General features: G+C 45.9%; 10 protein-coding genes. 4 read left to right on the forward strand and 6 right to left on the reverse strand.

Going from position 1 to position 11,843, the window contains the following annotated elements; translation table 11 throughout:
* Positions 1-70 precede the first annotated feature (70 nt).
* Complete coding sequence (locus tag JGK39_RS00675; protein WP_293250192.1) at positions 71-763, forward strand: response regulator transcription factor; 693 nt, start codon at positions 71-73, stop codon at positions 761-763.
* Positions 764-934: 171 nt separating this feature from the next.
* Here the strand turns inward: JGK39_RS00675 and hemG are convergent, their stop codons facing one another.
* From hemG to JGK39_RS00700, 5 genes are all read right to left on the reverse strand, one after another.
* Positions 935-2,410 carry a protoporphyrinogen oxidase gene (hemG, locus tag JGK39_RS00680; protein WP_293250209.1) on the reverse strand — a complete coding sequence of 492 codons (1,476 nt, stop codon included), beginning with the start codon at positions 2,408-2,410 and terminating at the stop codon, positions 935-937.
* Between the two features lie 32 nt (positions 2,411-2,442).
* The gene (locus JGK39_RS00685) at positions 2,443-2,700 is read right to left on the reverse strand and encodes a hypothetical protein (RefSeq protein WP_293250228.1); all 258 of its coding nucleotides are present in this window, start codon (positions 2,698-2,700) and stop codon (positions 2,443-2,445) included.
* Positions 2,701-2,745: 45 nt separating this feature from the next.
* Positions 2,746-3,000, reverse strand: a complete 255-nt coding sequence (locus tag JGK39_RS00690; RefSeq protein ID WP_293250255.1) for a DUF2811 domain-containing protein — start codon at positions 2,998-3,000, stop codon at positions 2,746-2,748.
* Positions 3,001-3,535: 535 nt separating this feature from the next.
* Entirely contained in the window at positions 3,536-5,041 is a 1,506-nt protein-coding gene (locus JGK39_RS00695) for a cryptochrome/photolyase family protein (protein ID WP_293250231.1), read from the reverse strand.
* 93 nt (positions 5,042-5,134) lie between these two features.
* Positions 5,135-5,791, reverse strand: coding sequence for a class I SAM-dependent methyltransferase (locus JGK39_RS00700; protein ID WP_293295431.1), 657 nt, complete (start codon positions 5,789-5,791; stop codon positions 5,135-5,137).
* 282 nt (positions 5,792-6,073) lie between these two features.
* Here JGK39_RS00700 and JGK39_RS00705 point away from each other — a divergent pair, with 282 nt between their 5' ends.
* The 3 genes from JGK39_RS00705 to JGK39_RS00715 all read left to right on the forward strand — a co-directional run bounded on the left by JGK39_RS00705 (position 6,074) and on the right by JGK39_RS00715 (position 10,237).
* Positions 6,074-6,409 (forward strand): hypothetical protein, encoded by a 336-nt coding sequence (locus tag JGK39_RS00705; protein ID WP_293250237.1) that lies wholly within the window; start codon positions 6,074-6,076, stop codon positions 6,407-6,409.
* A gap of 291 nt (positions 6,410-6,700) precedes the next feature.
* Positions 6,701-8,029, forward strand: a complete 1,329-nt coding sequence (locus JGK39_RS00710) for a transposase (protein WP_293250240.1) — start codon at positions 6,701-6,703, stop codon at positions 8,027-8,029.
* 129 nt (positions 8,030-8,158) lie between these two features.
* Positions 8,159-10,237, forward strand: coding sequence for an ATP-binding protein (locus JGK39_RS00715; protein WP_293250243.1), 2,079 nt, complete (start codon positions 8,159-8,161; stop codon positions 10,235-10,237).
* A gap of 285 nt (positions 10,238-10,522) precedes the next feature.
* Here the strand turns inward: JGK39_RS00715 and JGK39_RS00720 are convergent, their stop codons facing one another.
* The gene (locus JGK39_RS00720; protein ID WP_293250246.1) at positions 10,523-11,662 is read right to left on the reverse strand and encodes a Gfo/Idh/MocA family oxidoreductase; all 1,140 of its coding nucleotides are present in this window, start codon (positions 11,660-11,662) and stop codon (positions 10,523-10,525) included.
* Positions 11,663-11,843: the final 181 nt, after the last annotated feature.

An 11,843-nucleotide genomic window follows, 5' to 3' on the forward strand; every position in this document is an offset into this window, starting at 1 on the left:
AGATTTGTATCCAGTTTTCTATTATTATGGCTGAATATTCTTGCCTAATTCTTCAAACAAAGTTGTGGTCATGGCCCCTGTAAAAATCCTTGTGGTTGATGACGACCCGGCAATCCGAAATTTAATTCACCGTTTTTTGAGCCAGCAAGGTTATCAAGTTGAGTCGGCAGCAGACGGTCAGACTGGTCTGGAATTATTCGATCAACTCAATCCTGACTTAGTAGTTCTAGATGTAAATTTACCCGATACTACTGGCTACAAACTCTGTCAAGAGATGCAAAAACGGACGGGCGTGTTTGTGTTGATGCTGACCAGCCGAACCGATGAAGCTGACAAAATGAAAGGGTTTGCCGAAGGTGCTGACGATTACATTACTAAACCTTTTAGTCTTGTAGAAATTGGAGCTCGCGTTGCAGCAATTTTGAAGCGCAAACGCCTTGTTACTCCCACTCAACAACAAAGTCTTACCTTTGGACAGCTACTAATAGATCCTGTCCGGCGCGAGGTAATTCTCGACAGTCACATAGTTGCTTTGACGGCTTTAGAATTCGACCTGCTGTACTGTTTGGCAAGCAAACCGGGTCGCGTGTGGCGGCGATCGGAATTGCTGCAAGAAGTCTGGGACTACGAGTATGTGGGAGCCGATCGCGTGGTGGATGTCCATATCGGTCAAATTCGCCGCAAAATTGAACCAGATACGAATCAAATCTCAATGATTCAAACCGTCCGGGGAGTGGGTTACAAGTTTGAGCCAAAAACCTAGTAGCATTTGGCATTCGGCTGGGCCAAGAGGTTTCAAAAATATTTTTGATCCTCATGTACTCGATATCTGTAAACCAGCCCTCCCTAAATCCTATGTAAGGTGCGCACTGCGCACCCTACATAACTACATAACGACTCAGTAAGGTGCGCACTGCGCACCCTACATAACTACTCAAAACTCAAAACTATCGTTCAAATACTCGCCCACTTCTTGCGCTCGCTCAAAGCCCCTGCGCACGCAATCTCCCAAAGCCACCCCGCCTAAGTAGTTGCTGCACAAATACAGCCCGGGCAAAGATTTTAAACCCCGATCGATCTGTTGCAGGCGATCGAAATAACCCAAATTGTACTGAGGAATCGCCCGCTTCCAAAGTTTCACAGTCAAAACTTTCGGCTGCGCCGCCTCCGGCTTCAGCAAAATCCTAGACAAATCTCGGTGCACCTCCCCAACAATTTGTTCGGCGTCAAGATTGCCAATTCCCGAATCAGTTGCTCCGCCAATATAACTGGTGAGAGTTTGCCAGCCCGCAGGCGCGCGATCGGGAAATAAACTCGATGTCCAAATCGTCCCCAGAGTGCGAATTCCCTGCCCTCTCGGAATTAAATTTCCAAATCCCACTAATTTGCCCTTGACATCCGACATCGGATATGCTAATACAACCGATGCAACCGTAGGATAAGTAAAAGCTTGTAAAGCGCTGCTAACGGACGGTTGCAGAGGCTGCAACAACTCCGCTGTCACGTAAGCCGGGGTCGTCAAAACCACCGTGCGCGCCTCAATTTCCTGCTGTCCGTCGGGTGTTGAAAATACAGCAATGTAAGTTTCCCGTTCAGTGCGATCGAGCCTAGTCAAATGCCAGTTGAGTTTCACTCGATCGCCCAAAGAAGCAGCGATCGCCTCTGGCAGAGCCTTCAACCCCCCTTTAAACGAACCCAACTCCCCCCGCTTAGTCTTCGGAATATTCGGGTCTGCAAGAGCATTTAGCCCCCCTTTACCAAGGGGGGGTTGGGGTTTTTTTTTCCTAGCAGAAAGCAGCGCCCCCGCCACCAGAGAGCCCCCCGCATCAGCCATCTTTGTTACCCGGCCAAAAGCCGCCGCCGCGCTAAGTTGTTGGGGATCCCCCGCATACACCCCAGACACAAAAGGTTCCACCAAGCGCTGCATCACTTCCTTCCCCAGATGACGGCGGAAAAATTGAGAAACAGTTTCCTCATCACCCTGCTGCGAAAGTTGAGAACCCATTGCAGGCGCCACAAACCCCAAAGCCCCGAACAGCGCCCGCAGTTTCCCCGGAAAACTCAGCAACCCAGACTGAATCATCGCCCCAGGAGTCATCGGCACCGGTTGCAGCTTCTTATCCCAATAAACATAACGCGGCAACTTGCGATCGGCAAAAATCAACTCCTGCTTCAAACCCACATCCACAGCCAACTTCAGCAACTCCGGCGTCGGCGAAAAACTATTCGGGCCCTCCTCCCAGAGAAACCCCTCCCCTGTCGCAGTCGTAATATTCCCGCCCACACGTCCCTGACTCTCAGCGACCAAAATCGCCCGTGGCGATGCGATCCTGGCTTCCTTTTGAAGTGCGTGTGCCAAACTCAAACCGCTAATCCCCGCACCCACAATCAAGGTATCTAAAACTTCCATCTTACATATATAAAAATATCGCAATCTTTATGTTACATGGGTTTGCGCGACTTGGGCTCTTTGCTGGGCATAACGCAAAACCGATTCCCAATTACCGAATCGGGAATCGGGAATCGGGAATCGGGAATCGGGAATTGGGAATTGGGAATTGGGAATTGGGAATCGGGAATTGGGAATCGGGAATTGGGAATCGGGAATCGGTAATTGGGAATCGGGAATTGGGAATCGGGAATCGGGAATTGGTAATCGGTAATTGGGAATTGGGAATCGGGAATTGGTAATCTCCCCATCTCCCCATCTCCCCCTCTCCCCCTCTCCCCCTCTCCCCCTCTCCTTCAAGAGGACGGAGTTACATTGCTGTGCAAGTCTTGAGGCGATTGAAACAGAGTTTCGAGATAAACTCTGGCAGCTTGGCGGTAGCTGCGGGAAGCTTCCGGCGTACCGCTATCGGCATTCTGCAACAAAAACAGCGACAGGGATGCCGAAAATACTCGATCGAGATCCCATTCGGGATGAGTTTCCAGGTAAATTTTTAGAGAATCGTGCAGCGTTTCGGGAATTTCGGCAAAAATACTGACTGTTGGGTTCATCATTTTTTTAGTCTCGCTAATAAATTGAACATAGAACCCCCTTTTCGGCCGGATAGCAGGTACAGGCACAGCCGAAATCAGAGCGCTTTTTTTAGGTCGGTCGCATCATTGTGCGTATCAATAGGTGGGTTTGTCAATGTTGCAAAATATTACAAAGTCCTTTATGTAAAAAAAATATTTACGCAATCATAAGCCTTTTGAGGCTTTTTTGTTACATAAATTTACACGTGTGAGGTTTTATGACAGATTTGGCAAGAGGTTAACGAAATCCCCAATTCCGCAGCAAGATCCGACCGTGCCGTTAATTTCTGTGGAAAACTTTTTAAAATCTGTGGAAAACCTCAGACTTGCCTGTGGAAACGCTGTGGAATGTTTAAGGAAAAGTCAGGGAAAAAATAAGAATTGCAAAGGACATTGGGAATGGGGCATGGGGCATGGGGCATGGGGCATTGGGCATTGGGCATTGGACACATTGCTAGCAAATCACCAATAACTAATGACTAATGACTGCTGACTAATGACCAATGACTGCTGACTAATGACTTCCTAAGTGCCAGTCTGTGGCTTTTTGGCGGATGGTTGCCAATTCTTGGGGGGGCATTTTGTCGAGATTGGCTAAGATAAAGCTCATGCGACCGATCGACTGAAGCTTATCTCGGTGGCGCGCCAGGAAGTCCCAGTAGAAAAAATTGAACGGACACGCATTGTCGCCCGATCGCACTTGGCGATCGAACTTGCACCCCCCACAATAATCGCTCATCTTATTGATGTAATTCGCAGACGCAGCATAGGGTTTCGACGCCAACACACCCCCGTCGGCAAACAAACCCATACCCAGCACATTAGTCTGCATTACCCAGTCGTAAGCATCAATAAACGCACTGTGGAACCAGTTTTCTAGCTCAGTCGGCGAGATTCCCGCAATTAGACCAAAATTGCTCAAAATCATCAACCGCTGGATGTGGTGTGCGTAACCACTGTCTTCGACTTGAGTTAAAACTTGGTGCAAACAGTTCAAATCAGTTTTGCTAGCGTCCCAAAAAAACTCCGGCAGCGGCTGAGTGTGGTTAAACCAATTCTTCTGAAAATAATCAGCATCCACATAAAAATACACGCCACGAATGTATTCTCGCCAGCCGAGAACTTGGCGAATAAAACCTTCAACACCATTTAAATCTAAGTCATTATCGAGGTAGGCTGTTTCGGCAGCTTGAATAACTTCTAAAGGATGCAGCAAACCCAGATTCAGATACGGAGAAATCAGGGAATGCCACATTGTTTCCTCACCCGTTACCATCGCATCTTGATAAGGGCCAAAAGTTGGCAGACGCTGTTCGATGAAATTATCTAATACTTGCAATGCTTGCTCTCGCGTCACCCCCCATCGAAAAGGTTCAACATCTCCGTAAGTTGGGAAAGATAAAGATTTAACTTGTTCGATAACTTCTTGGGTTATGGCATCCGGCTCAAACCAGAGAGCTTTCGGTGTATTCAGTTTGCCTTTTGGTGGCTGGCGATTTTCTTTATCAAAATTCCACTTGCCTCCGACAGGTTGATTGCCATCCATTAAAACTTGAAAACGCTTGCGGCTGGCTCGATAAAAGTCCTCCATTAACAAACGCTTGCGGCTTGATGCCCAATCTTTGAATTCTGTTTCTGTCCAGAGGAATTGATTGTTGGGAATTAGGGTTATTTTGCAGGGAAGTTGCAAGTTTTTAACGAGCTGCAAAAAAGGGCGATCGTTCGGCACCATCACCCGCAATTCGGTTATTTTCTGAGCTTCAATCCAAGCTTTTAGAGGTGTTTCAAAGTCGGCTGATGTTGTGTAAGTGACTTGGCGGCCTGCGCCGCGCAATTCTTCAGCAAAGTGTCGCATTGCCGACCAAATTAATACTAATTTTTGTCGGTGGTAGGGACGCTGTTGAACGTGCTCCCAAGATTCAATTAAAATTACGGGTAGGGCAGATTTACTATCTGTGCGGTTGAGAGCCGCTTGGTTCTGCCAAAGTTGATCGCCTAATATCCAAACGCCAACAGTCATTTTATTTTTTACTCGGAAACTTATTTTTTACTTTTGCTGAGGGCTGATTGTCAAGTCAGAAAATAAATTTTGCTGACAACTCACAATAAAAAATCATAAATTTTTAGATTTTTCTGTGAATTTACTAGAGCATAGCATTGATTTCCAAAGATAGGGACACCGACCAGCAAATTTAAAATCAATGTCGGTGTATCCTTCTGCTGTCAATAATTGAGTCAGGGTATTTAATGAAAAAATTTTGATGTGACCGTTGTCCCAAAGCACGGCAAAATGTTTGTCTAATTTGCCTAAAACAGCTAATATCAAGTTTTTTAAATAGCCGTGATAGGGTGTATAAATAATTAGCACACCGCCAGGTTTTAGACATAATTTAGCATTTTTAGCCAGTTCTTTCGGATAAAGTAAGTGTTCGATTACTTCTAGGGCTAAGACAACATCAAATGAGTTGAGCATATCGGTATCGGGGAGTTCATAAATATCTGCTTGGATAAACTGACACTCGGGGAAACTCTGACGGGAGATGGCAATTCCCGGTGCAGAAGTGTCAACGCCGACAACTTCGCAGCCGTGCTCTGCTATCACGTGACTGAGACTGCCATTGCCGCAGCCGAGATCCAAAACTCGGAGTTTTGTCGGGCTGGCATCCTGAAGTGTCGCCAGCATTTCTAGAAGGGGAGATACCAAATAAGGAATAAAAATTAAATAACTTAAGCAAATTTGTGGGATGGGCGGGAGAGCCAGTCCAATCATAGACGGGCTCTCCCGCCCATCTCACAACAATCATCAAAGTGTAAGTTATTAAATTTTCATTCCTAAGCGTGATGATATCTGGGACGGTTGTTTGTGTAATAATACGTATAATTGATGGAGTTTTTTTTCATCGATCTATAAGACTATTGCCGAGGCCGCAAATTGACGTGGCGTGGATGTACTGTTTGGGCTAATGTTCGTCAGATTAGGGTTGTGAGAGTCGATCGGCGACTCGATCGTCTCATTGTTTGATAGGTGAATTATTGTTACCGCATCAATCCTATGTCAAAAACCAATGTCAAAAAAAATCTTTCCCTGGGTGCAAAATCTCGAATCGCCCATTTGATGGGGTATCCCTCGAAGGCATTCGCGATCCAAAGTGCGATCGATCCAGAACTCTTGCGGGCGATCGCGCTAGCCCGAGACACAACTTTTTGCCTCTTACCTTCGCCCGCAACCGTGCATCCATCCGATTCTACCTTCAACCCACTGCCGTCTGTCAGCCTAAAAGATTTTACCCCCGGGCGATCGGCTGCAAATCGAGCCGAGAATAGAAAATGGAAGTGTGATTCAAATCACAGCCATTTGCCCAACAAATTGCTCAGCATCTTTAAGTAAAGACTGGTCGCCAGACGTGCAAAATTTCTGCCTAAATCCCTCAAATCTCAGTATCTCGCTCCCATTATTGCAGCCATTCATCGAGTTTTTGTCTCAGGCGGTTGTGCCAATCCCCTCTCGCCTTTATTGTCGATCTCACACCTACTTTTACCTTGGCTTGTAGTGGAATTTTATCAAATGGTTCTTCATTGTGTGAGAGAAAACCTAATCTATTGTGCTTTTTGAAGGTCATTGACATTTTCTATTAGCTGTTGATATATTTGCAGATATACCTGCAAATTGCGTAAAACAATGTACAGTCTGAAACGAGAGCTAAAACTGAATAATAAACAACGCTCTCTGCTGGATGGCTGTGCAAGTTGGGCGAGGGTTGTGTATAACTTGCGATTATCCATACTCACCCAGTCATGGCAATTTGAGGTAATCAAAGCCAGTGAATCTCAACAATTAGCATATATTCGGAAAGTCTTTACCAATCAGGTAAAAATCAAGCCTGAGTATGCTTGGATAAAAGGCTATCCATCAGCTATCAATTCATCAGTCATGAATAATTTAGGTAAAGCTATCCAAGGGTGGCGACTAGGTAAATCAGGCTTGACTCGATTCAAATTTAAAAAGAAAGGTGATAGTTTCACCAGCAAAAACAAATCAGGAGTATATCCTGCAAAGGGTGAAGCAATGATGCCATTTACTAATCGCCAAGTCCGACTCAAGAGGAAGCAAAGCACAATCCCTGGTTTGGAAAAATTCAGACTCAAGCAACCAATAGCATTTGTGAGTTATAGCAAAACATTCACTATCTCTAGGGCAGCAGACAAAGGGTTTGTCTCCTGGACTCTGCCTGTTGACAAAATTTTACAAAGAGTGCATCAAGTTCAGACTGTTGGTGTTGACTTGGGTGTCAAATGCTTTGCCACGTTGTCAGATGGCTCATTCACGATCGCACCACAAATCCTGAAAATATCAAAAATCAAGCCGATCAAGAATCGGTGGTACAACCGCAACCAGAAATCAGGGAACCGCACTCAAACAATTAGAGCATCTAACAATGGCTGGAAATACTACCAAAAATTACCAATAAAACCCGCAGATATTGCTAACCTCAGACGAATTTTGGGGCAAAAAAAAATAACAACTGATATTATCAGCCGAAAATACTACCAGATTCGGATTGAAGACCTCAATATCTCTGGCACGATCGCTAATCAAAAATTAGCGATCGACCGGGAGAGCTTAGGTATTGATGAATGGAGCAGAATCTTGACCTACAAAGTGGCATTTTGGGGAACCGAGGTAGAATTGGTTGACAGGTGGTCTCCTTCGTCTAAAACCTGTTCTTGCTGTGGCAATATTCAGCAAATGCCTCTGATGGAACCTGTATATAGCTGCGATCGATGTGGTGTTTCCCTCAATAGCGATCTAAATGCAGCAATAATTTGGGAAAATGCCCGCCAGAGCATTCTATCTGAGGCAAGCGCCCAATTAACGCCTGCGGACAACACTTCTGGCCGTCATCCTTGCTGCAAGCAGGAAGCAAACGTCAATTTAAGCGAAAAGCTGGATTTAGGTAAGTTTTGTGTTGCACGCTTAGAATCGAGATTACTACAGTGGCTTCTATAATTGTGTTTAAATGTTGTTCTGAAGCTGTGTTGTCCGGTCAGCAGAGCACCCTAGACCTATTCGCGCTGTCCGTCTTGTTGATTGCACTGTGGTCGCTGTTGGTGTTGCACCTTAATTTTGATATGTCCTATGGTTAAGTTAGGTCAATCCTCCTTTCGCCGTATTTTACTGTCGCGGATTTTGTTGCTCAGCGTACCTGTTTTACTGGTGGGGGAGTATGTTACCTATCGCAAGGCACGCTCGACGCTTCTGGAAACTGCTCGTCTAAACTTGACAGAAAGTGCAGTCAGAAAAGCAGAAACTATTGAACAGTGGTCGAAATCGCTGAAGTCCAATCTGATCGGCGCTTCGGAAAACTCAATGTTGCAGTCTGTAGAGCCGAAGGATTATCAAAAGTTTATCGCGCAATTAGGTCAGCGGTTGCCAGCCCAGGTTGATTGCTTGCAATTGACTAATGTACAGACAAATCAAGTGATAGCGAGCACTTGCGGGCAGCAGCCGATTCAGTCGCTACCTCCCAAGTTTTGGCCGCCAGTGCAGCAGCAGCAAACTCTGCTGGATGAAAAGAGCGTGTATATCAGTCTCTCATGGCCTCTCCAGCGACAGGGAAAAGCCAGCAGCAAGAAGGTGGCTTCGGGTGCTGAGGATTTTCCTGATGCGAGTAAAGAAGCTCGCGACAGCCAAGTGAGCTTGGTGTTGAGCGCTCCAGTTTACACTCGTCGGGGCAATACCCGGCAGTTGAGTTATGCTTTGAGTTTGCAGTCGGCCCTGCCGGTGCAAACCAGTGCTCCCAAGGGTTCTCTAGCTGGCTATACGGTGGCTATAGACCAAGATGGGACGATTTTGGCGCATCCGAATATCAACCGCGTGGGCCGCAATATCGATGCTGAGGCAGATGCCGATCGACTAAAAAGTATTCTCAGAAGGGCGATGGCTGGCGGACAAGCTTTTCTCCACCTATTTTCCTTTGAAAGAAATGGCGTAGAGTTGCTAGCAGGATACGCTGCTATCCCCAGTCCTTCAACTAGAAAGGAGAACAGCAAGTGGATTATTTTAGCTGTGTCTCGTTTAGATTATGCTCTGTCGGGTTTGGAAGAAATTCAGCAAGTTTTATTTAATTTAATTGTGGGTTTGGTTGCTGCTAGTATCATCGCGACTTTATATCTGTCTCGCGACTTGGCGCGTCCTTTGGAAAAACTGAGAGACTACGCGCAGACAGTGGATACAGCAGAAGCGCCCCTAGCAGTGCCGGAAAATTTCCAAATTAGAGAATTTAATCAACTATCAGAAGCACTCAACAGCATGGTGCAGCGCCTCAGATCCTGGGCTGGAGAATTGGAAATCGCAACCAAGGAAGCACAAGTTGCCAATCAGTTAAAAAATGAATTTTTGGGCAATATTTCTCACGAATTGAGAACGCCGCTCAACGGAATTATTGGTTTTATTCAAATTGTGCGTGACGGCTACTGCGATGACCGAGATGAAGAGATGGAGTTTTTGCAGCGCGCCCACGACTCGTCAATGCAATTGCTCAATATTATTAATGATATTTTGGACATTGCTAAGATAGAATCCGGGACGTTCTCCCTGATGTTAGAAGTAGTTGATATTACTCAGGTACTTGAAGACGCGATTGATTTGCAAGCGGCTCAAATTGAGGAAAAAGGTTTGAAATTAAACTTGCCACCTCCTCACGATCCGATTATTGTTCATGCAGATCCGGAGAAGCTAAAACAGGTATTTTTAAACGTGTTGAGCAATGCCGTTAAGTTTACAGAGTCGGGCAGCATTAGTATATCTGTGCGGTTAGAAGCGAGGACTAATTCTGGTAGTTTTAACGGAAGCGGGCCGGAAAATGCGTTAGCGCAGCCCTCGGAGAGGATCGGCAACAACACTCAAAGCGATTGGGTGGTGGTGACAATTAAAGATACGGGAATTGGTATAGATCCCGAGCAGCAGCAGAAATTGTTTCAACCTTTTGTGATGGCGGATGGTTCTACAACTCGCAAGTTTGGGGGTAACGGTTTGGGCTTGGCTATCTCCCGAAGGATTATGGAATCTATGATCGGAAGCATTACCCTGCACAGCGCGGGCGTGGATCAAGGTACTGCGGTGATGATTTCTTTGCCGGTCAATCAGCAGTCAAGTTTTTATTTTCACAGCCCGGACTTGGCAAAGGAAAAGGAAACTTTCAAAAGTTATGAGTGATACTAAATCCGGGTATCCTAGCCCCTTTATGAAGGAGGCGGTTGAAACCGCGTCTATACAACCAAAGTCGGCCTGCGCCGACGGTCGAAATAAAGGGGGTTTCAAACCCGGATTTGGTATGATATCCTCTCTGAGGAATTACCCTTAAATAAAAAATGTTTGTAGTCAGGAATTTAGTCCTCAGATTTTTATGAGGACTAAATTCCTCACTACAAACCAATTTTATGGGAATCGTTTTAACGGACATAATATAATTTTATTAATCTAAAATCTAAAATCTAAAATCTAAAATGGTATCAGGGGCTGTCCGCCAAGTTCGAGGGATTTGCTCAAAGCGCTGAGAATGCGGATTAATTCGACGGAAGCCGCACCGGAAGAGCTAGGACAAGGGGTATTTGTTTGCACGCAGTTGAGGAAACGATCGCACACTCGCCGCAGCGGTTCTGCTGGTTCTAAATTTAACACTTCCCGGTACCTGAGACTTGTGGGTGGCGGCCCGATCCTCTTCGTTGGCGCAGCCCCCGTAGGGGCGGGCTTCGCTAACGCACTTTCGCCAAAATTATCCTCATCGCCCCCCCGATTTGAACTACTACGCTGCAAAATCAGAGGAGTTTCCGGCGACATTTCATCAAAAATCAAAGTTCCCAAACTCCCAACAACTGTTAAACGCCGCTGTTTGTCGGGATTTAGCCAGCACAGGTGAATGAATGCTTGAAATCCGTCGGGATAAGTCAGCGTTACCCAAACTAAATCTGCTAATCCTTCTGCTTGATTTATTGCTTCTTCCCCCTGACTTCTGACTTCTGACTTCTGACTTCTGACTTCTGACTTCGGAAATACAGTACCAGTCGCCCTGACTTGAATTGGGGTTTGTTCCAGCCAAGTATTGAAAATAGCGATATCGTGAACGGCCAAGTCCCAAAGGGCATCAACATCGTGCCGCACGGGTTCAGAATGGGTGCGCTGGGCGTAACCGTAGCGCAAGTTTCCGAGTTGATGCTGCTGAATAATCGTTTGGCCGCGATCGACTGCGGGATGAAACAGATAAGTGTGATCGACGAAGAGTTGGCGCTGCTGTTTTTGGGCTAATTCGCAGAGTTCTATGGCTTCACTGAGGTTGAGGGCGAGGGGTTTTTCTACTAAGACGTGGTAGCCTTGTTGCAGCGCTGCGGTTGCGAGGGTGTAGTGTGTGGATGCTGGAGTGGCGATCGCCACAGCATCTAGTCCCGGAAATCCTTCTATTTGTGACCAATCGGTAGCTATAATCACCGAGGGATGGAGATTAAACTGTTTTTGGACAGCCACCAATGAATCAAAATTCGGGTCTACCACCGCTAAAACTTCGCTGTTGGGATGTTCGAGAAAGTTGCGAATTAGGTTAACTCCCCAGCGTCCGGCACCCAATACAGCTATTCTGATTTTCATTGATTATAATTTCAAAAATCGCACAGCTATTATAGCATATTTGGTGATTTGTTTAGTTTTCTTAATAAAAAGATAGTTATAACAAAGGCGATAAACTAGGTTTGTAGTGAGGACTTTAGTCCTTCTTTTTCTGCGGACTAAAGTCCTCACTACAAACCTTATTTCTGAGATTCTTTTTGCT

The sequence above is a fragment of the Microcoleus sp. PH2017_12_PCY_D_A genome (assembly GCF_020738565.1).
Lineage (GTDB): Bacteria > Cyanobacteriota > Cyanobacteriia > Cyanobacteriales > Microcoleaceae > Microcoleus.